Consider the following 20,139-nt stretch of genomic DNA (forward strand, 5'->3'; position numbering starts at 1 on the left):
CCAGCCTGACCCGGCGGGCGTGGCCGCGCCACAGATCGCCGCGCCGCTCAGCGCACGGCCGGCTCCTGCGCCAGCCGCCTGACGGCGGCCGCGATGCCGACGGCGTCGATGCCGGCCGCGTGCAGCTGCTCGTCGGGGGCGGCCGAGCCGGGCATGGTGCGCACCGCGAGCCGGACCAGCCGGGGCGCGGGCCGGCCGTCGGCGAAGGCCTCCGCCACGGCGTCGCCGAGGCCGCCCTCGGGGTGGTGGTCCTCGACGGTGAGCAGGCAGCCGGTCTCCTCGGCGGCCCGGCGCAGGGTCGCGGCGTCGACGGGCTTGACGGAGTACAGGTCGATCACCCGGACCCGGATGCCGTCCTCGGCGAGCCGGTCGGCCGCGGCCAGCGCCTCGGGCACGGTGACCCCGGCCGCGACGACGGTCAGCCGGTCCTCCTCGCTCGACCGGAGCGTCTTGCTGCCGCCGACCGGGAAGTCCTCGCCGGGGCCGTAGAGCACCGGGGTCGCGCCGCGCGAGGTACGCAGGTAGCGGATGCCGTCGAGGCCGGCCATGGCCGCGACCAGCTGGGCCGTCTGGTTGGCGTCGCACGGGTACAGCACGGTCGAGCCGTACACGGCGCGGAACATCGCCAGGTCCTCCAGGCCCATCTGGGAGGGCCCGTCCTGACCGATCGCGACACCGGAGTGCGAGCCGACCAGGTTGATCCCGGCGCCGCTGATGGACGCCATGCGCACGAAGTCGTAGGCGCGGCTGAAGAACGCGGCGAACGTCGAGGCGTACGGCAGCCAGCCGCGCGCCGCCATGCCGACGCAGGCGGCGACGAGCTGCTGCTCGGCGATGTAGCACTCGAAGAAGCGCTCGGGGTGGGCCTTGGCGAACTCCTCGGTGCGGGTGGAGTCGCCGACCTCGCCGTCCAGGGCGACGACGTCGCCGCGGGCGGTGCCGAGCGCGGCGAGGGCCGCGCCGAAGGCGTCCCGGGTGGCGACCTTTCCCCCCTTGTCGTAGCGCGGGAGCCGGATCGCCTCGGTGGTCAGGTCGCGCAGCGCGGCGGCGGCCGGCGGTTCGCCGACCCGGACGTGCAGATCGCGGGGTCCGCCGAGTTCGGCGATGGCCGCCTCGGGTTCGGGCAGCGGCTTGCCGTGCATCCCCTCGCGGTCCTCTACGGCGGCCACGCCCTTGCCCTTGAGGGTGCGGGCGAGGATCGCGACGGGCTGCCCGGTGGTGGACAGCGCCTCGGTGAAGGCGCGGTCGATCGCGTCGATGTCGTGGCCGTCGGTCTCGACGGTGTGCCAGCCGAAAGCCTGGAAGCGGCGGGCGTAGGCGTCCAGGTCGTGGCCGTGCCGGGTGGGTCCGTGCTGGCCGAGCCGGTTGACGTCGACGATCGTGATCAGGTTGTCCAAGTGCTCGTACCCGGCGTGTTCGGCGGCCTCCCACACCGAGCCCTCCGCCAGCTCGCTGTCGCCGCACAGCACCCAGACGCGGTAGCCGGTGCGCTCCAGGCGCTTGCCGGCGAGGGCGATGCCGACCCCGACGGGCAGGCCCTGGCCCAGGGATCCGGTGGCCGTCTCCACCCAGGGCAGCCGCCGGGGCGTGGGATGCCCCTCCAGCCGGCTACCGAGCCGGCGGAAGGTGAGCAGCTCGCCGTCCTCGATGGCGCCGGCCGCCTTGTACGCGGCGTACAGCAGGGGCGAGGCATGTCCCTTGGACAGGACGAAGCGGTCGTTGGCGGGGTGTTCGGGGCGTTCGAAGTCGTAGCGCAGATGGCGGGCGAGCAGCACGGCCATCAGGTCGGCTGCGGACATCGAGGACGTGGGGTGCCCGGAGCCCGCGGCGGCGGAGGCGCGGACGCTGTCCACCCTCAACTGCTGGGCCAGTTGGGTGAGTTCGGTGGTGTTCATCGGTCTCCACGGCTCCTTGTGCGGCTTGGCTTTCCGGGAAGGTTTTCCGTGTAACCGTGATCGGGGCACGCAAACGCTCCGCGGGTCACCCGAACGCCATCGCGGAACGTTGCCGGGGGCGGAGGACGGGGTTGCCCGCGCGGTTCGCGGGGCGCTCCAACTAGGCTCGGAATCATGGAGATTATGGGCGCCTCGCTGCGCATCTGCGTCGACGACCTCGAAACCGCGATCCCGTTCTACGAGCGGCTGACCGGCGGCAGAGCCCAGCGGTTCGAGCGGGGCGGGGTCGAGGTCGCGGCGATCGGTTCCTTTCTGCTCATGAGCGGTCCGGAAGCGGAGCTGGAGATCCTGCGGAAGGTGACGGCGACCATCGCGGTGAAGGACGTCACGGAGGCGCACCACGTGCTGACCGGCCTCGGCGCCCGGATCCTCGCCGGGCCGGTGGGGACGCCGGCCGGGCGCAATCTGCTGGTGATGCATCCGGACGGGACCGTCTTCGAGTACGTGGACCAGCGGGCCTGAACCCCCTCCCTCAGGACCGGTCCGGCCGCATCCGGAAGTCGTGGCGGGCGGGCAGCGGCTCGTCGGTGAGGCGGGCCCACAGCCGGCCGAGCGCCTCCTCGCCCTCCCGGAGGTCGGCGACCTCGAAGCCGGTGCCGAGGACGGCCCGCGCCTCGTCGGGCCGTCCCTCGGCGAGCAGCAGCTCGGCCAGCAGGAGCCGGAAGCGGCCGCGCTCGCGGACGGCGGGCAGCAGCCGGTCCCAGACGGCGCGGGCGTCCGCCGTGCGCCGGACGCGCAGCAGTGCGCGCAGGGTCTCGTGGCCGAGCGCGGCCAGGGCGGCGGTCCAGGCGTCGCCGTCGTCGCGCCGCTCGCGGCACAGGTCGTCGAAGGCGTCGGCGTATCGTTCGGCGGCCCGCTCGTGATGGCCTGACTCCTGGTCGGCGACGGCCAGGCAGCGCAGCAACGGCCAGAGGGAGGGGGACAGTTGGAGGGCGCGTTCCCAGCTGCGGACGGCCTGGGCGCGGTCGCCGGCGTGCCACTGGGCGACGCCGAGGTGGTACTCGGTGTGCGGGCCGGCGGGCGCGGTCTCCAGCATGTCCCGCCAGTGCGGGGCGACGAGCGTCTCGCCGGGCGGCCGTACCCGGCGCGGCTCGGGCAGCGCGCCGGTGCGCAGCAGCTCCCGCCAGGGTGCCTGGGCCTCGCCGAGGGTGGACTCGGGGAACGGGGTGCCGGGGAGTTTCCAGTCGGCGCGCAGGACTTCGAGGGCACCCCAGCCGGATGCGGCGGCCAGGATCTCGCCGGGTTCGGTGTCGGCGCACGGCTTCCAGGCCGCGTACGCCTGCTCGACGCGGGCGCGGGGCAGGGCGGCCTCCAGCCGGTCCTCGGCCCCCTGGACGGCCTGGGCCCACGCGCCGTCGGGCGGCGCGTCGAGCGGGCCGTACGCCTCCAGCCAGGACACCTCGCTCTCGGCCTCCAGCCGGACGTGTTCCAGCTGGGTGCGGGCGAGGCCGGCCTGGATCTCGCAGTAGCCGCCGGTGCCGGACGCGGTCAGCCACTCCTGCCAGCGCCGTCCGCCGGGCCGGCTGCCCCACACGAACAGCTTGCGGCCGCGCAGGGTGTCGGTGGAGGTCTGGACCAGCCCGTGCCCGTCGCTGTCGAGGGCGGCGATCCAGCGGCGCCGGCCGTCGGGCACCTCGTAGAAGTAGTCGGCCGCGTAGGGGCTGTTGAGGGGGTAGGTGCGGTCGACGCCGTCGTACGACGGGACGGGCACCCGGCTCAGTCGGCGTTCGTAGCCGAAGTGCCAGGCCTGGTCCGCCGGGGCGAGGACCCGGCGCTCCTCGGGCACCGCGATGTTGGACCACCAGTAGGTCGGTACGGCCGTTCGTGCGGGTTGCGGACGCGGACGCCGACGTAGAGGAAGTCGGAGCCGTCGGGCAGCCACAGGTCGACCTGGAAGGGCAGGTCGCGCAGCCGCTCCCACTCCCACAGGCGCAGCATCTGACCGCCGTCGGGGGCGGGGACGCGGGCGGCGTGCACAGGGGCGCAGGAGAGGGTGGTGTGGCCGGTGGCGCCGATGTTCCACTCGATGCCGCCGGAGTACCAGGCGCCGTTGAGGGCGAAGTTGGCGGGCTGGAACACCGGGTTGCGGTAGAGGAGTTCGCGTCCGGTGGGCAGGTGGAGCAGGGAGGCGACGCGGCCGCCGAGGCCGGGCAGGACGGTGGCGCGCAGCCGGTCGTTCTCGATCACCAGGGCGTCGAGGGCGCGGGGTTCGCGGGTTCTGCCGTAGCCGTCGCGGACGCGGACCGGGAGCAGGCTGCCCAGCGGCTCGTAGCCGAGCTGCCTGTCCATGTCCCCGGGCAGGCCGTCACGGTCCCGGTCGTCGATGCGGTGGGCCTCGTCGAGCGGACGCAGCGGGGGCAGCGGGTTGTCCGGGCCCAACGGCGCGGCGGGCAGGGTCAGTACCTCACGTCGGATCCTCGTCACGATCACCATGGAACCCGGCGCGCGGTGCGCTGGCCAGGGGAGGTGCCGGTCAGGATTGCGCAAAGGCCCGGAAAGCGGGCCCGCCCGTGCGGGGTTCAGCCGGTGGCGCGCATCTCGGCGGTGAGCGCCCAGCGTTCGTGGTCGCGCCAGGCCCCGTCGATGTAGATCATGGCGGGCGAGAAGCCCTCCAGGCGGAACCCGGCGCCCCGGGCGAGGGCGACGGAGGCGGTGTTCTCGGGCTGGACGTTGATCTCCAGCCGGTGCAGGCCCAGCGGGCCGAAGGCGTACCCGATGACCAGGCCGAGGCCCTCGCGCATCAGGCCGCGGCCGACGGCGTGGGCGAAGGCGCCGTAGCCGAGGGCGCCGCACTGGAAGCCGCCCCGGACGATGTTGTTGACGTTGATGAAGCCGGCGATGTCACCACTGTCCTTCTCGCAGACCAGGAAGCCCGCCTTGGCGGGGTCCTCGATCAGCCGGCCGGCGTAGGCGGCGTAGGCCTCGTCGTTGTCCGGCGGGAACAGCCACGGCCGGTGCAGGTCCTTGCTCTCCCGGGTGCGGGCCGTGAACTCGGCGCCGTCGTCCGGGGTGAAGTGACGGATGGCCACGCGGGGGCCCTCGGCGAGGTGGTGGGGCGTCGTGTGCGGCATCCGGCCAGCCTACGACGTCCGCGCCGGCACCGTCCTGGGGAATCCACCCGTGACAGCGCAGGTCACCCGCCGCGGGTCCGTGGGCCAGGTGAGGGTCAGCGCAGCGCCGGCTCGTCCAGGGTCAGCGTGCCGGTGTCCGCGTCGAGTTCGGCCGCGACACCGAAGGGGATCGTCAGCGCGCCGGAGCAGTGTCCGAAGCCGAACTCCTCCACCACCGGCACCCCGAGCCCGCCGAGCCGGTCGGCGAACATCGGCCGTAGCTCGGCGTAGTCGGAGCACCTGTCCCAGGAGCCGAGCAGCACCCCGCGCACGCCCTCCAGCCAGCCGGCCCGCGACAGCTGGGTGAGATAGCGGTCCAGCTGGTACGTCCGCTCACCCACGTCCTCCAGGCACAGCAGCCCGCCCGCGGCCGAGGGGCGCGCGTGCGGGGTGCCGAGTTCCGTGGCGAGCAGGGCCAGACAGCCGCCGAGGGTGACACCGCGGGCGCGGCCGGGCACGAGGGGCGTGCCGCCGGAGGCGATGGTGCGGACGGTCTCCGGGGCGAAGAGCGTGGCCCGCAGCCGGTCCTGGGCGCGGGCGTTCTTGATGAAGTCGATGCCGGCCGCCACCGGCCCGTACAGCGTGGCGAGGCCGAGGCGGGTGGCGAAGGCCTCGTGCAGAACGGTGCAGTCGCTGAAGCCGACGAAGACCTTCGGACCGGCCGCCCGCATCGCGTCCCAGTCCAGCAGCTCGATCATGCGTTGTACGCCGTAGCCGCCGCGGGCGCACAGCACCGCGTCCACCGTGGGGTCGCACCAGGCGTTCTGGAGGTCGGCGGCGCGGTCGGCGTCCGCTCCGGCGAGGTAGGCGAACTCGCCGTGCCGGTCGAGGGCATGGGGTGCGACGACCGGTTCGAGGTCCCAGCCGCGCAGCACGTCGAGCCCGGCCTGGATCCGCTCCTCCGGGACCGGCCCGCTGGTGGAGACGATGGCGACACGGGCACCGGGGGCCAGCCGGGCGGGTCGGACGAGTTCCTTCACGGGTGCAGCTCCAGTCTCGGCAGATCGGGCACGTCCAGTCCGAACACCTGAGCGTACAGGGACATCTCCGCCTCCAGCGCGGCCACCATCGTCTCGGCCCGCCGGAAGCCGTGCCCCTCCCCCGCGAAGGTCAGATAGGCGTGCGGCACGCCGCGGCCCGCGATCCGGGCGAGGAAGCGTTCGCACTGGGCGGGCGGGCAGATCACGTCGTCCAGACCCTGGAGCAGCAGGAACGGCACGGTCAGCCGGTCGGCGTGGGTGGTCGGCGACCGCTCGGCGTACCGGGCCGGCACCTCGGCGAGCGGCCCGACCAGCGACTCCAGGTAGCGCGACTCGAAGTCGTGGGTCTCCTCGGCACCCCAGGTGGCCAGGTCGAGCACCGGGTAGACGATGGTGCCGCAGGCGTAGACGTCGGTGGTGGTCAGGGAGGCGGCGGTGGTCCAGCCGCCCGCGCTGCCGCCGCGGATGGCGAGCCGGGCCGGATCGGCGCTGCCCTCCTCGGCGAGGGCACGGGCGACGGTCGCGCAGTCCTCGACGTCGACCACGCCCCACTGCTCGCGCAGCCGCTCGCGGTAGGCGCGGCCGTACCCGGTGGAGCCGCCGTAGTTCACCTCGGCGACCCCGATGCCCCGCGAGGTGAAGTAGGCGATCGCCAGGTCCAGCACGAGCGGCACGCGGCTGGTGGGGCCGCCGTGCGCCCAGATGACGTACGGCGGCGCCTCGCCGTCCGGTGCGGTGCGGGCGGGGTGGCGCGGCGGGTGGACGTGGGCGTGCACCTCGCGGCCGTCCGGGCCGGTGAAGGTGCGGATGTGCGGTTCGGGGTAGTAGGCGGGGTCGACGGCGTCCCGGTGCCGGGCGCCGACGGCGCGGGACCGGCCGGTGACGGTGTCCAGCTCGACCACCTCGTACGCGGTGCGCGGACCGGCCCCGACCGCGGCCACCCGGCCGCCGTGGGCCGCGAGCGTGCCGGCGAACTCGGTCCACGGTCCGGCGGCGTCGACGATCTCACCGGACTCCGGATCCAGTATCCCGAGTACGGCCGACCCCCGACCGTGCACGACCGCGATCAGCCCGGTGTCCAGCGGCGCGAACCAGCGCAGGCCCGGCCGCCACAGCGGGCCGGCGAACTCCTCCTCGCGCGGGCACAGTGGGGTGCCGTCCCGGTAGAGGTTCCACCAGCCGCTGCGGTCGCTTGTGTACAGAAGACTGCCGTCCGCGGACCATTCGGCCTGGGCGATCGCCTCCCGTGGCCCACCGGCGACGGTGTGAACGGTGTGCAGCGTGCCGTCGGCGCCGATCTCGCCGACGCGCAGTTCCGTCCCGTCCCACGGCATCCGCGGATGGTCCCAGGCGAGCCACGCGGCCCGGCGGCCGTCGGGCGAGAGGCGCGGGCCGGTGACGAACCGGTGCCGGCCGTCGGTGAGTTCGCGTACGGCGCGGCGGTCCTCGGCGGCGGTTCCGTCCAGCGGCACGGCGGCCAGGACCCGCCGGACGTCGCCGGAGCCGTCCCCGGTGAACTCCTCCAGCACGCACCACACTTCACCGCGCGCGAGGTCCAGGTGCGGATCCGCCCAGCGCAGTCCCGCGCCCACCGGCGAGAGCGGGGTCAGCGGGCGCGGCTCGCCGCCGGGCTCGTACCGGTACAGCCGCTGGTCGGCGAAGTGCGTGAAGACGATCAGGGGCCCGGCGCCGTGCACCGCCCCCGCCCAGGGGCGGCCGCCGTACTCGACGACCCGGTTGCGCACGTTCCACGGCGCGGGCAGCACCGTCTCCTCCCCACCGTCGGCGGTCCGGCGCACCAGGGCCCGGCGGCCGCCCTCGGCCGGCCGGGGCTCGGTCCACCACACCTCGTCCCCGACGAAGCCCACCCACTCCGGATGTCCGTCGTGCGCGGCGGCCAGTGCCGCACCGACGGGCGACGGCCACGTTCCGTACGGCGACGTCAGCACCGTGCGCCCACCCCTCTCTATGCCGTGCGCAGGAACCGGTCGAGGACACGGACGCCGAAGTGCAGCGCCTCGACCGGCACGCGCTCGTCCACGCCGTGGAACAGCGCCTGGTGGTCGAGGCCCTCGGGCAGCTTCAGCGGGGCGAACCCGTAGCCGGTGATACCGAGCCGGGAGAACTGCTTGGCGTCCGTGCCGCCCGACATGCAGTACGGCACCACGTGCCCGTCCGGCGCGAACTCCTTGACGGCGGCCCGCATCCGCGCGAACGTCGGCGAGTCCACCGGCGCCTGCAATGCCACTTCCCGGTGCGCGAACTCCCAGTGCACGTCCGGCCCGGTCAGCTCGTCGAGCGTGGCGGCGAACTCCTCCTCGCCGCCGGGCAGATAGCGCCCGTCGACGTGGGCGACCGCCTCGCCGGGGATGACGTTGACCTTGTAACCGGCCGCCAGCATGGTCGGGTTGGCGCTGTTGCGGACGGTCGCCTCCACCAGGGCGGCCGCCGGGCCGAGCTTGTCCAGCAGCAGGTCCACGGCCGTGAAGTCGGGCTCGATGCCGTACAGGGCGGCGAGTTCGGTGAGCGCGGCCCGCACGGTCGGGGTGAGCCGGAGCGGCCACTCGTGCTCGCCGATGCGGGTCACGGCGGCGGCGAGCCGGGTGACCGCGTTCTCGTCGTTCACCCTGGAGCCGTGCCCGGCCCGGCCGCGCGCGGTGAGCTTCAGCCAGCCCGTGCCCCGCTCCCCCGCCGCGACGGGGTAGATCTGCCGGCCGGTGCCGTCGTGGAAGGTGAAGGCGCCGGACTCGCTGATGCCCTCGGTGCAACCCTCGAACAGCTCGGGGTGGCGGTCGGCGAGGAACCCGGCGCCGTCCTCGGCGCTCGCCTCCTCGTCGGCGGTGAAGGCGACGACGAGATCCCGGCGGGGCCGTACGCCCTGACGGGCCCAGGAGCGGACGACCGCGAGGATCATCGCGTCCATGTTCTTCATGTCGACGGCGCCGCGCCCCCAGACCACCCCGTCCCGGATCTCCCCGGAGAACGGGTGCACGCTCCAGTCGGCGGCCTCGGCGGGTACGACGTCGAGATGACCGTGGACGAGCAGCGCGTCGGCGGAGGGGTCGGTGCCCTCGATCCGGGCGACGACGTTGGTCCGGCCCGGCGTGCGCTCCAGCAGCAGCGGCTCCAGGCCCGCGGCGGCCAGCCGTTCGGCCGCGTACTCGGCGGCGGGCCGCTCCCGGCAGTCCCCGCCGCCCCGGTTGGTGGTGTCGATGCGGATCAGACCGGAGGTGAACTCCACGACCTCGGCCAGGGCCAGCTCGTCGGCCTGCTGGTCAGCCATACTGCTCCTCCACGGCGGCGGAGACGATCGTGGTGACCGCCTTGAACGTCCGGATCCCCTCGTACATGGTGGCACTGGTGTACGCCACCTTCCGCTCCCCGATGCGGGCGACCCCGGGGACGACGGTGGCGGCCATCGCCAGGTGCTCGGCGTCGAACTCCACCGCGACCGTGAACGGGCCCGCCTCCACGGGTGCGTGACGGACCGCCAGACGGGCCGCCTCCCGGGCTGCCGCGCGGATGTCGGCGGCGGTGCGCGCCGGGGTCCGGCACACCGCCGCGTACCGCGACACATGGTCCTTGACGGCGACCTTCAGCGCCTCGGGCGCGTAGCCGAGCGCGTCCTCGCAGGCGAGGTCGTCACCGGTGAACAGGACGACGGGCACGCCGTACTCGGCGACGACATGCGCGTTGAGCAGGCCCTCGCTGGCGCGGACGTCGTTCAGCCACACCCCGGTGATCTGGTTGGCGAGATAGGTGTGGGCGAGGACGCCCTCCATGCCGGCGCCCGTGTGGTAGCCGACGAACGCGATGCCGTCGACGTCGCCGTGCTGCACGCCCTCCACCATGGACAGCGTCTTGTGCCGTCCGGTGAGCATCTCGACCCGCTCGTCCAGCCGCTCCAGCAGCAGATTGCGCATGGACCAGTGGGCCTCGTTGACGAGCACCTGGTCGGCACCGCCGTCGAAGAAACCCTCCGCGGCGGCGTTCACGTCCGAGGTGAACATCGACCGGCACCGCTCCCACTGCGGTGTCCCCGGCAGCACGTCGCCCGGCCATGTGACGCCGGTGGCCCCCTCCATGTCAGCACTGATGAGGATCTTCATGCTGTGTCACGTTACGCGCAGACCGGCGACCAGGCCACGACCGCGCCGGACGGCCCGTCCGGGTGGGCGCGCGGGGTGCGCGGGACGGTGGTGCCGGCCGTTCCGCGCACCCCGCCGGGCCCTGTCGTCCGCCTACCTCGCGGCGAGGACGAACCAGCGGGCCGGCAGATCGATGCGGGTGCCGTCGGCGAGGTACTCGGTCTGCGGCAGGGCCGTGTCGCCCTCGGCGAGGACCGTCAGGCCGGCCTTGCCGAGCAGGCGCGGGATCTCCTCGTCGTCGGCGTCGGCCGGCTTCAGGCCGTGGTGGAAGACGCGCCGGAGCTTGGGTCCGGGGCCGGCCGGCTGGGACGCCGCCCGCGAGAGGACGTCCCGGGAGCCGGAGGTGAGTTCGACGACGAACGCGCGCCCCTCGGTGCCGATGATCTCGGCGACGGCGGCGGCGACCGCGGCCCGCGCCTCCGGTTCGCTCTGGTGGATGACGGCCCGCATGTAGACGTGCGCGTCGCCGAGCCGTTCGTGCAGGGCGCGGACGGCGGCCGAGTCGGTCAGGTCGAGCTGCTGGAACTCGACGGTGTCGCCGGTCGTGGCGCGGCGGGCGTGCTCGACGGCGGCGTGCGAGAGGTCGACGCCGACGGCGTGCGCGAACCGGGTGGCCAGGTAGCGGGTCTGGGTGCCGTTGCCGCAGCCGAGGTCGACGATGGTGCGCTCGCGGTCGGCGTGGGGCAGCAGCAGGGCGCTGTGCGGTTCGGCGGTGAGGGAGGGATCGGAGTCCCAGATCGCCTCGCCCGCCTCGTCGGAGGTCTCTCTCCAGTAACTTTCCCAGGCGTTGCGGTAGTTGTCCGAGACGTTCATGCGATCTCCCCACGGGTTCGGTTCCGTGATCGAAATATCGCGGCGGCGGGGAGCAGGGCAAGAGGTGGGCACCCACCTTCACGAGATGTACGGGCCCGGGGCATCCGGGGGGCGTGCACGGACAGAGCGCGCGCCCCCCTTTCATCGGCTTCCGGTGACCGCCTGTTCGAACCAGACCGTCTTGCGGTGGCCGCTCGCCGTGGCGCCCCACTCCCGGGCGAGCCGGCTGACCACGCGCAGACCGCGCCCCGACTCGTCGTACGGGTCGGGGCCGAGCATCGCGGGCAGGGCGGGTTCGTCGTCGGTGATCTCGAACAGCAGGGCGTCGGTGCGGACCACGCGCAGCCCGATGCGCTCGCTCCCGGCGTGCCGTACGGCGTTGGTGACGACCTCGCTGACCAGCAGCTCGGCGGTCTCCACGGCCTGCGGCAGGCCCCACGCGAGGAGCTGTGCGCGCACCAGACGGCGGGCCCGGGCGACCTCGTGGGGCTCGGGGTCGAGCCGCCATTCGGCGACATGGTCGTCGGGGATGCCGTTGAGCCGGGCCATGAGCAGGGCGACGTCGTCCTTGCGGCCGCCGCGGGTGTTGAGGGCGCGGATGATGGTGTTGCAGGCGTCGTCCATGGAGGCGGCGGGGTGCGCGGCGGACTCGCAGAGCGCGGCCAGGCCCTCGCCGATGTCGGAGCCGCGCACCTCGACCAGGCCGTCGGTGCACAGCACCAGCCGGTCGCCGGGCGCGACCTTGACCCGGGTGGACTCGAACGGGACACCGCCCACTCCTATGGGGGCGCCGGTGGGCAGCTCCAGGAGTTCGCTGCTGCCGTCCTCGGCACGGACGAGGACGGGCGGGATGTGACCGGCGTTGGCCAGGTGCAGCTCGCCGCGGATCGGGTCGTAGACCGCGTACAGACAGGTGGCGAGGTAGTTGTCGCCGAGCCGCCGGGCCAGGTCGTCCAGGTTGCGCAGCAGCTGTGCGGGCGGGGTCTCCATCGCGGCCATGGTCTGTACGGCGGTGCGCAACTGGCCCATCATCGCTGCCGAGTTGAGACCGTGGCCCATGACGTCGCCGACCACGAGGGCGGTGCGCGAGCCGGGCAGTTTGATGGTGTCGAACCAGTCGCCGCCGATCCGGCCGAGCCGGGTGCCGGGCAGGTAGCGGGTGGCGACGTCACACCCGGCCATCCGCGGGGTCACCTGCGGCAGCATGCTGTCCTGGAGGGTGTCGGCGACGTTCTCCTGGTAGGTGTACATACGGGCGTTGTCGAGCACGAGGCCCGCCCGGGCGGCGAGTTCGGCGCCGGTGGTGCGGTCCATGTCGTCGAACTGCGGGCGGTCGGGGCGGCGCATCAGCACCATGAAGCCGAGGACGACGTTGCGGGCCTTGAGCGGCACGATCAGCAGGGAGCGCCCGCCGATGAGCGGCCGCAGGTCGCGCTTTTCGAACTCGCCGGAGATCCGCTCGCTCAGCTCCTTGGTGACCCTCGGGACGAGGACCGGTTCGCCGGTGACCATGCACTGGTAGAAGGGGGTGTGCTCGGGAAAGGCGAAGGCCTCGCCGACGGGCACGGTGTCGTCCCAGCGGCCCGGTTCGTCGTTGTGCTCGACCCAGACGCGGAACATCATGGTGCTGGCGTCCGGCGGACCGTCCGGGAAGCCCTCGCCGGCGAGGACGGCGGCGCGCAGATGGGTGCCGGCGAAGTCCGCGAACCGGGGCACCGCCGCGCTGGTGACCTCGCGAATGGTCTCGCCGAGGTCGAGGGAGGTGCCGATGCCGGAGCTGACCTCGTTGAGGAACTCCAGCCGCTCGCGCACGGCCGCGTACTCCAGGTCCTCCTCGGCTCCGGCCGGGACCAGGACCGCGGCGGGCCGCTGGCGCGGTACGACGGCCTCGGCGCGCCGACGGCCCGGACGGCGGGGCACGCCCCAGTACGGGGTGACGGGCACCCGGTCGAACTGGCTGAACTCCAGGACGGGATAGCCGAGTTCGAGGACCTGGGCGACGATGCGGGAGCTGAGTCCCGGGCCCATGTTGGGCAGGATCTCGGGCAGCTGCCGCTCCAGCTCGTCGGAGGCGGGCAGTTCGGTGTGGCGGGCGAAGCCGGGCGAGATGCGCTCGGCGGTCTCGTCGTCGTAGCCCCGCTCGTCGCGCAGCCGGGTGGCGTCGGCGGCGAGCACGAGCAGCCGGGACGGGCCGGGGCCGACCAGCGGGTAGGCCCACCACAGCACGTCGAGCCGCTCGGTGTCGGAAGGCCGTTCGTGCGGAGCGAGGCGGGCGCGGCCGGCCGTGGCGTAGGCGGTGTGCCCGTCGAGGGAGGCCTCCAGGTCGGGGCCGAGCCCGTCGTACTCGGTGGAGGTGTCCGCCACCGCCCCGCCGTGCGGGTCCTCGGGGAGAGCGCCGGAGACCGGCAGCAGATCGGCCGCGGGCCGCCCTACGGCGTCCTCGCGTCCGACGCCGAACAGGCGCCGCGCACCGCTGCTCCAGTGGGACACGAGGCCGGCGCGGTCGACGACGACCACGGCCAGCGGAATGCGGCCCGCGACGGCGTCACCTGCGCCGTGGCCGGGAGGTGTGTCCCGCGCGCCGCCACGGTCGTCGCCGAATTCCATGGCCCCGGCCCTTTCTCCCCACGGCTGTTCGCAAACGATCTGTGAAGCCTGCCACTACCGTACGGCGGCGGCCGGTCGCGATGTGTGGCAATCCTGGAATTGGTTTCACCTCATCGCGCGGGCGCGCAGCTCAGCGCCCCGCGGGCGCCCCCCCGGCCGGTCCTCTCAGTCCTCGTGGCCCAGTTGCAGGTCGCGTTCGGTCCGGCCGCCGCCCGCGACCTGGAGCACGGTGGCGACCGGCGGGTAGCCGGCGGCGATGACGGTGTACTCGCCGGAGGCGAGGTCGACGAACCGGAACGTTCCGTCCGCTCCCGTGGTGAGGGTGTCGACCACGTTGCCGGCGGCGTCGAGGAGCGTGACGCGCGCGTCCTCCACGGGCCGTCCGCCGCTCGCCCGGACGGTGCCCCGCAGCACGGCGCCGCCCGCGAGCTCGACGTCCTGCCGGGTCTCTCTTGAGGCCTGCACGCTGACCGGGAGCGCGGCCGGCCGGAAGGCGGGGGCGCTGGCGGCGAGGGTGTACTCGCCGGCGACGAGTTCGGTGATGACATAGCCGCCCTCGCGGCCGCTGCGGGTGGCGGCGACGACCTCGCCGTGCACGTTGGTGAGGGTGACGGTGGCGTCCCGGACGGGGGTGCCGTCGGCGGTGAGGACGCTGCCGGCGAGGCGTCCGGCGCCGCCGAGGACGACGTCGAGTTCGACGGGCCGTTCGCCGACGGTGACGGAGACGGCCTGCGGCTGGTGGCCGCCCGCGGCGGCGATCAGCACGTACGACCCGGCGCCGGGCGTGCTCAGCGCGTACCGCCCGTCCTCGCCGCTCGCGCCCCGGCCGATCTGCTGTCCGGCGACGTCGATGAGGGTGAGGGCCGCGAGGGGCACGACGGTGCCGTCGGGGTGCTGCACCGTGCCGCAGACGGGGATGCCGGCGGCGTGGGGCGAACGGGCTTGGGGGATCGGGGCGTTCACGGTCTCGTGCTCGGGCTCGGTTTCGGCGGCGGGGTGGGACACCAGGGGTTTCTCCTTGAGGAAGAACGCGATGAGCAGGCCGGCGACGAGTACCGGGACGAGGTAGAGGAAGATCCGGGGCATCGCGTCGGCGTAGGCGCGGATGTAGGCGTCGCGCAGGGCCGGGGGCAGCGCGCGGACGAGCTGCGGGGTGATGGACTCGGGGTCGGGCAGCCGGACACCGGAGCGCGGCGGCAGTTCCCTGCGCAGGGCGTCGGTGAGCCGGTTCGCGAAGAGGGTGCCGAAGATCGCGGCGCCGACGCTGCCGCCGATCTGCCGGAAGTAGTTGTTGGCGCTGGTGGCGGTGCCGAGGTCGGCGGGCCGCACGGAGTTCTGCACGGCGAGGACGAGGACGGGCATCACCAGGCCGATGCCGGCGCCGAGGACGGCCATCCAGACGCTGTACTGCAGCCGGGGTGTGTCGACTTCCAGGCGGGACAGCAGCCACATGCCGAGGGCGGAGAGGGCGCCGCCGAGCACGGGGAAGACCTTGTACCGGCCGGTGCGGCTGATGAGCTGGCCGCCGATGATCGAGGCGCCGACGATCCCGGCCATCATGGGCAGCATCAGCAGGCCGGACCCGGTGGCGCTGGCCCCGTCGACCATCTGCAGGAAGGTCGGCAGATAGCTGGCGGCGCCGAACAGGGCGACTCCGATCACCAGGCCCACCAGACCGCTGACGTTGAAGACGCAGTCGCAGAACAGCCGTAGCGGGATGAGGGGTTCGGCGGCGAAGCGCTCGGCGACGAGGAAGAGGACGGTGGCGGCGAGCGCGCCGGCGCCGAGGCCGACGATCTGCCGCGAGCCCCAGGCGTACTCGGTGCCGCCCCAACTGGTCAGCAGGACCAGGCAGGTGGACGCGGCGGCGAGCAGCAGTGCGCCGAGGACGTCGAGTCGGCCGCGGGTCGCGGGTTTGGGGAGTTTCAGGACCACGGTGACGACGGCGAGGGTGACCAGACCGAAGGGGACGTTGACGTAGAAGCACCAGCGCCAGGAGAGGTGGTCGGTGAAGTAGCCGCCCAGCAGCGGGCCCGCGACGGAGGCGAGGCCGAAGGAGGCGCCGATCAGGCCCATGTAGCGGCCGCGTTCGCGGGGCGGCACGATGTCGGCGATGATCGCCTGCACGCCGATCATGAGCCCGCCCGCGCCGACGCCCTGGACCGCGCGGAAGGCGATCAGCTGGTCCATGGACTGGGCCCGGCCGGCCAGCGCGGAGCCGAGGACGAAGACGGCGATGGCGAACTGGAAGACGCCTTTGCGGCCGACGAGGTCGCCGAGCTTGCCGTACAGCGGCAGGCCGACGGTGGAGGTGAGCAGATAGGCGGTGATCGCCCAGCTCATCCGGTCCAGACCGTGCAGCTCGCCGACGATCTTCGGCAGCGCGGTCGCGACGATCATCTGGTCGAGCGCCGCGAGGAGCAGGGCGAGCATCAGCCCGAAGAACACCAGTCGCACGCGGCGCGCACCGAGTCCGGCGGCCGGTCCGGGCGGCGGTGGTGCGACCGCGGTCGCCTCAGCCGCCTCCGGTGCCACGACCGGCTCGTGCTCCACCAGGGTCGTCCCGACCACGTACCGCTCCCCTCGTCACATCTGTCACATGTCCCGCGTAAGGCGTCAACTGTGAACAACTGCGGTGAGTTACGGCATCGTTCCGGGCGAGGGGGAGATCCACTCGAACCGGTGAAGGGGCCAACACCCCTTCACCGGCTGGGCCTTGGGCCTACTTCTCGACCTCGGTGGCGAGCTTGGCGAGCAGGGCGTCGTAGATCCGGCCGAGCCCCTTGGGGGCGAAGGTCTTCTCGAAGAAGCCGCCGATGCCGCCGGCACCCTGCCAGGTGGTGGTGACGACGACCCGGGCCTTGCCCTCGCCCGCAGGGGTGACGCGCCAGGTGGTGACCATGGAGGAGTTGCGGTCCTTCTCGACCAGCTCGCCGTCGGTGGGCTCGCTGACCTCCAGGAGGCAGTCGCGCACCCGCTTGCTGGTGGCCTGGAGCTTCCAGTGCACGAGGGTGCCCTCCCCGTCGCCGCCCTCACGGACCTCGTACTCGCTGAAGTGCTCGGGCAGCAGCTTCTGCCGGGTGCCGCGGTAGTCGGCGAGGGCGTCGAACACCTTCTCCGCGTCCGCCGCGACGACCCGCTCCGTAGTGGCCTCGACCTGCGCCATTGCGTTCCTCCAGGACCTGGTTTCTCGGGGTGGGCCCAAGCCAACCACCCCGGCGCCCGGGCCCCCAAATCGGGGTCCGCACGATCATGGGAACAGATGTTCTATTCTGTGGGGCAGTGCTACCGAGGAGGCGTCATGCGCTGGGAGAACCTCACGGAGGACAGCGAACACGGCCGGGCCGAGCCGGCCCTGTTCGGCGCGGACTCGGTGACGACCCGCACGTTCGACACGCCCGAGTTCCGCGGGATCACCTTTCACGAGGTCCGGGCGCGCTCGGTGCTGAACCGGGTGCCGGGCGCCTCGCGCATGCCGTTCGAGTGGACGGTCAACCCGTACCGGGGCTGCACGCACGCGTGCGTGTACTGCTTCGCCAGAAAGACGCACGGCTATCTGGACCTCGACACCGGCACCGGCTTCGACACGCAGATCGTGGTCAAGGTGAACGCGCCCGAGGTGCTGCGCCGCCAGCTCGCCTCCCGCCGCTGGCAGGGCGATCACGTGGCGATGGGCACCAACGTCGACTGCTACCAGCGCGCCGAGGGCCGCTATCGCCTGATGCCGGGCATCATCTCCGCCCTCACCGAGCACGCGAACCCGTTCTCGATCCTCACCAAGGGCACGCTCGTCCTGCGGGACCTGGACCTGCTGGTCCGGGCCGCCGAGGTGACGGACGTGGGCATCTCGGTCTCCGTCGGCTTCCTCGACGCCGAGCTGTGGCGCACGGTGGAGCCGGGCACGCCCGCGCCCGAGCGCCGGCTGGAGGTCGTCCGCAGCCTCGGCGAGCACGGCATCGGCTGCGGGGTGCTGATGGCCCCGGTGATCCCGTTCCTGAGCGACCACCCGGACCAACTGCGCGACACGGTACGGGCGATCGCGCAAGCCGGCGCCACCTCGGTGACCCCGCTGACGCTGCATCTGCGCCCGGGCGCGCGGGAGTGGTTCATGACCTGGCTCGCCCGGCACCATCCGCACCTTGTGCGGCGCTACGAGCGACTGTACGCGGCGGGCGCCTACGCGCCGACGTGGTACCAGCGCCGGATCACCCGTCAGGTGCACGAGCTGGCACGGGAGTACGGCATCGGTCCCACACGCGCGGGGACGGCCCGCCGGATCCGCCCCGCGGCGCCGGCCGAGCCGGAGAGCGTCGCCGAGCCGACCCAGCTGACCCTCATGTGAACGCGTGCGGGTGAGGACGTTCGAGGGCATCGCGCGGCTCAATCGGGTCAAGTACGGCCGCTACGGGTTCGGCGGAGCCCCGGCCCCGGGACGATGCGGCGAGGGCCGTGATCCTCGCGGTCCACCGACCCCTGCGTCCCGGGAGAACCCATGAGGAAACGCGCAGCCGTGCTGTGCGCTGCCGCCACCGTGGTGGCGGGCTCGATCACCGCCCTGCCCGCGCAGGGGGCCCCGGCCGCCTCCGCCGCCCGGCTCGCCTGGACGGCGTGCGGTACGGGCGACTACCCGACGCTCCAGTGCGCGTCCCTGAAGGTGCCGCTGGACCACGCGCGCCCGACGGGCCGCCAGATCACCCTCGCCCTGTCGCGCGTCGAGCACACCGCCAAGACCTTCCAGGGCCCGCTGCTGGTCAACCCCGGCGGCCCCGGCGGCAGCGGTCTGACGCTCGCCGGATTCGTCTCCTCCGCGCTGCCGAGGAGCGTCGCCGCCCAGTACGACGTCATCGGCTTCGACCCGCGCGGGGTCGGCAGGTCCAGCCCGGCCCTGGACTGCGCGCCCGGCCACTTCAAGGCGGTGCGCCCGGACACCGTGCCCACGACGGCCGCACTGGAGCAGGCGAACCTCACGCGCGCGAAGTCCTTCGCCGTCGACTGCGCCCGCAAGTACGCCGACGTGCTGCCGTACATCGACACCGTCAACGCCGTACGCGACATGGACAGCATCCGCGCGGCCCTCGGCGCCCCCGGTCTCAACTACTTCGGCTACTCCTACGGCACCTACCTCGGCGCGGTCTACGCCAAGCTGTACCCCCAGCGGGTCCGCCGCCTGGTGCTGGACTCGATCGTGGACCCGGTCGGCATCTGGTACTCGGACAACCTCGGCCAGGACTACGCCTTCAACGACCGCCACCGCGCCCTGATGGCCTGGATCGCCCGGTACGACTCCACGTACCACCTCGGCAAGGACCCCGCCAAGGTCGAGGCCGAGTGGTACGCGATGCGGGCGGCCCTGGCGAAGAAGCCGGCCGGCGGCACCGTGGGCGCCTCCGAGCTGGAGGACACGTTCGTCCCCGGCGGCTACTACAACGGCTACTGGCCCTACCTCGCCGAGGCGTTCGCGGCGTACGTGCGCGACAAGAACGCCGATCCGCTGGTGGAGACGTACGAGAACTTCGGCGCCGTGGACCACGCGGGAGACAACGGATACAGCGTCTACACGGCGGTACAGTGCCGGGACACCGCCTGGCCCGGTTCCTGGAACCAGTGGCACACAGAGACCTGGGAGGTGTACGGCAAGGCACCGTTCTTCGCCTGGAACAACGCCTGGTACAACGCACCGTGCGCCTTCTGGCCGGGCGCGCAGCGCAGGCCGGTGGACGTCGCCAACGCCAAGCTGCCGCCCGCGCTGCTCTTCCAGGCGACCGCCGACGCGGCCACTCCCTACCCCGGCGGTGCCACGGTCCACCGGCTGCTCGCCCGCTCCAGCCTGGTGGTCGAGCAGGGCGGCGGCAATCACGGGATCTCGCTGAGCGGCAACGCCTGCCTGGACCGGTATCTGAGCGCCTATCTGACGGACGGCCGGGTGCCGCGCGGCACGGGCGTGGCCGACGCGGTCTGCGCGAAGTCCCCCGACCCGAAGCCGCTGACGGCGAAGGCGGCGTCACCGTCCTCGCCCGGCTCGACCCTGCACAAGCTGCTCGGCTTCCGCCGGTAAGGGGGGCGCGCCGGCCCGTCGGGGGCGTTGTCAGTGGGCTGGTCCACCATGGAGGCATGAGTGCACCGACCCGGATTCCCGCGCCCGACGGCGTCGCGCCCGCAGCCCAGTACAGCCATGTGGTCACGGCCACCGGCCGCCTCGTCGCCGTCTCCGGCCAGCTGCCTCTCGACGAGGACGGCAAGCTGGTCGGTGCGGACGACCCCGCGGCCCAGGCCCGCCAGGTGTTCGAGAATCTGAGGCGCTGTCTGGCCGCCGCCGGCGCCGGCTTCGAACACGTCGTCAAGCTGACGTACTTCGTGACGGACACGGCCCATCTGCCGGCGATCCGCGCGGCCCGCGCCGCCCACATACCCGAGGACCGGCTGCCGGCGTCCTCCGCGGTGCGGGTCGCCGGGCTGGTGGCACCGGAGTTCCTGATGGAGATCGAGGCGCTCGCGGTGGTGGACGGGTGAGCGGCGCGCACTGACG

At 73.3% G+C, this 20,139-nt stretch carries 14 protein-coding genes and 1 pseudogene; 4 read left to right on the plus strand and 11 right to left on the minus strand.

The features are described 5' to 3' along the window. Positions 1 to 47: 47 nt before the first annotated feature. Positions 48 to 1,895 (minus strand): transketolase, encoded by a 1,848-nt coding sequence (locus ADK64_RS24495; RefSeq protein ID WP_053661988.1) that lies wholly within the window; start codon positions 1,893 to 1,895, stop codon positions 48 to 50. A gap of 174 nt (positions 1,896 to 2,069) precedes the next feature. On the opposite strand from ADK64_RS24495, the gene ADK64_RS24500 reads away from it, so the two are divergent. Further along, positions 2,070 to 2,417 (plus strand): VOC family protein, encoded by a 348-nt coding sequence (locus tag ADK64_RS24500; protein ID WP_053661989.1) that lies wholly within the window; start codon positions 2,070 to 2,072, stop codon positions 2,415 to 2,417. A gap of 10 nt (positions 2,418 to 2,427) precedes the next feature. Here the strand turns inward: ADK64_RS24500 and ADK64_RS24505 are convergent. The 10 genes and pseudogenes from ADK64_RS24505 to ADK64_RS24550 all read right to left on the minus strand — a co-directional run bounded on the left by ADK64_RS24505 (position 2,428) and on the right by ADK64_RS24550 (position 16,779). Further along, positions 2,428 to 4,388: pseudogene (locus ADK64_RS24505) on the minus strand (DUF5107 domain-containing protein). 86 nt (positions 4,389 to 4,474) lie between these two features. Then, positions 4,475 to 5,026, minus strand: a complete 552-nt coding sequence (locus tag ADK64_RS24510; RefSeq protein ID WP_053661990.1) for a GNAT family N-acetyltransferase — start codon at positions 5,024 to 5,026, stop codon at positions 4,475 to 4,477. Between the two features lie 95 nt (positions 5,027 to 5,121). Next, positions 5,122 to 6,045, minus strand: a complete 924-nt coding sequence (locus ADK64_RS24515; RefSeq protein ID WP_053661991.1) for a S66 peptidase family protein — start codon at positions 6,043 to 6,045, stop codon at positions 5,122 to 5,124. After that, positions 6,042 to 7,994 (minus strand): prolyl oligopeptidase family serine peptidase, encoded by a 1,953-nt coding sequence (locus ADK64_RS24520; protein ID WP_053661992.1) that lies wholly within the window; start codon positions 7,992 to 7,994, stop codon positions 6,042 to 6,044. Before ADK64_RS24520 ends, ADK64_RS24515 begins: the two co-directional genes overlap by 4 nt. 17 nt (positions 7,995 to 8,011) lie before the next feature. Continuing rightward, on the minus strand, positions 8,012 to 9,328 hold the full coding sequence (locus tag ADK64_RS24525) for a M20/M25/M40 family metallo-hydrolase (RefSeq protein WP_053661993.1): 1,317 nt from the start codon (positions 9,326 to 9,328) through the stop codon (positions 8,012 to 8,014). Next, the gene (locus tag ADK64_RS24530) at positions 9,321 to 10,154 is read right to left on the minus strand and encodes a M55 family metallopeptidase (RefSeq protein WP_053661994.1); all 834 of its coding nucleotides are present in this window, start codon (positions 10,152 to 10,154) and stop codon (positions 9,321 to 9,323) included. The genes ADK64_RS24525 and ADK64_RS24530 overlap by 8 nt, the downstream gene beginning before the upstream one ends. A gap of 132 nt (positions 10,155 to 10,286) precedes the next feature. Next, a complete protein-coding gene (locus tag ADK64_RS24535; RefSeq protein ID WP_053661995.1) occupies positions 10,287 to 11,006 on the minus strand; it encodes a class I SAM-dependent methyltransferase in 720 nt (239 codons plus the stop codon). Between the two features lie 141 nt (positions 11,007 to 11,147). After that, complete coding sequence (locus ADK64_RS24540; protein WP_053661996.1) at positions 11,148 to 13,613, minus strand: SpoIIE family protein phosphatase; 2,466 nt, start codon at positions 13,611 to 13,613, stop codon at positions 11,148 to 11,150. Between the two features lie 165 nt (positions 13,614 to 13,778). Continuing rightward, the gene (locus ADK64_RS24545) at positions 13,779 to 16,184 is read right to left on the minus strand and encodes an MFS transporter (RefSeq protein ID WP_053661997.1); all 2,406 of its coding nucleotides are present in this window, start codon (positions 16,182 to 16,184) and stop codon (positions 13,779 to 13,781) included. A 151-nt stretch (positions 16,185 to 16,335) separates the two neighbouring features. Next, positions 16,336 to 16,779, minus strand: coding sequence for an SRPBCC family protein (locus ADK64_RS24550; protein WP_053661998.1), 444 nt, complete (start codon positions 16,777 to 16,779; stop codon positions 16,336 to 16,338). Between the two features lie 135 nt (positions 16,780 to 16,914). Here ADK64_RS24550 and ADK64_RS24555 point away from each other — a divergent pair, with 135 nt between their 5' ends. From ADK64_RS24555 to ADK64_RS24565, 3 genes are all read left to right on the plus strand, one after another. After that, a complete protein-coding gene (locus tag ADK64_RS24555) occupies positions 16,915 to 17,955 on the plus strand; it encodes an Rv2578c family radical SAM protein (RefSeq protein ID WP_053661999.1) in 1,041 nt (346 codons plus the stop codon). A 150-nt stretch (positions 17,956 to 18,105) separates the two neighbouring features. Continuing rightward, positions 18,106 to 19,668: an alpha/beta hydrolase gene (locus tag ADK64_RS24560; protein ID WP_053662000.1), complete on the plus strand. Its 1,563-nt coding sequence runs from the start codon at positions 18,106 to 18,108 to the stop codon at positions 19,666 to 19,668. A 56-nt stretch (positions 19,669 to 19,724) separates the two neighbouring features. Next, positions 19,725 to 20,123, plus strand: coding sequence for a RidA family protein (locus tag ADK64_RS24565; protein ID WP_053662001.1), 399 nt, complete (start codon positions 19,725 to 19,727; stop codon positions 20,121 to 20,123). The last annotated feature ends 16 nt before the right edge of the window (positions 20,124 to 20,139 follow it).

It is taken from the genome of Streptomyces sp. MMG1121, from assembly GCF_001280015.1.
GTDB lineage: Bacteria > Actinomycetota > Actinomycetes > Streptomycetales > Streptomycetaceae > Streptomyces.

What these genes read in the sequence shown, in the direction of transcription:
- ADK64_RS24495 (WP_053661988.1), bottom strand. Translation starts at nt 1,895, where the DNA reads ATGAACACCACCGAACTCACCCAACTGGCCCAGCAGTTGAGGGTGGAC.
- ADK64_RS24500 (WP_053661989.1), top strand. Translation starts at nt 2,070, where the DNA reads ATGGAGATTATGGGCGCCTCGCTGCGCATCTGCGTCGACGACCTCGAA.
- ADK64_RS24510 (WP_053661990.1), bottom strand. Translation starts at nt 5,026, where the DNA reads ATGCCGCACACGACGCCCCACCACCTCGCCGAGGGCCCCCGCGTGGCC.
- ADK64_RS24525 (WP_053661993.1), bottom strand. Translation starts at nt 9,328, where the DNA reads ATGGCTGACCAGCAGGCCGACGAGCTGGCCCTGGCCGAGGTCGTGGAG.
- ADK64_RS24530 (WP_053661994.1), bottom strand. Translation starts at nt 10,154, where the DNA reads ATGAAGATCCTCATCAGTGCTGACATGGAGGGGGCCACCGGCGTCACA.
- ADK64_RS24535 (WP_053661995.1), bottom strand. Translation starts at nt 11,006, where the DNA reads ATGAACGTCTCGGACAACTACCGCAACGCCTGGGAAAGTTACTGGAGA.
- ADK64_RS24540 (WP_053661996.1), bottom strand. Translation starts at nt 13,613, where the DNA reads ATGGAATTCGGCGACGACCGTGGCGGCGCGCGGGACACACCTCCCGGC.
- ADK64_RS24550 (WP_053661998.1), bottom strand. Translation starts at nt 16,779, where the DNA reads ATGGCGCAGGTCGAGGCCACTACGGAGCGGGTCGTCGCGGCGGACGCG.
- ADK64_RS24555 (WP_053661999.1), top strand. Translation starts at nt 16,915, where the DNA reads ATGCGCTGGGAGAACCTCACGGAGGACAGCGAACACGGCCGGGCCGAG.
- ADK64_RS24560 (WP_053662000.1), top strand. Translation starts at nt 18,106, where the DNA reads ATGAGGAAACGCGCAGCCGTGCTGTGCGCTGCCGCCACCGTGGTGGCG.
- ADK64_RS24565 (WP_053662001.1), top strand. Translation starts at nt 19,725, where the DNA reads ATGAGTGCACCGACCCGGATTCCCGCGCCCGACGGCGTCGCGCCCGCA.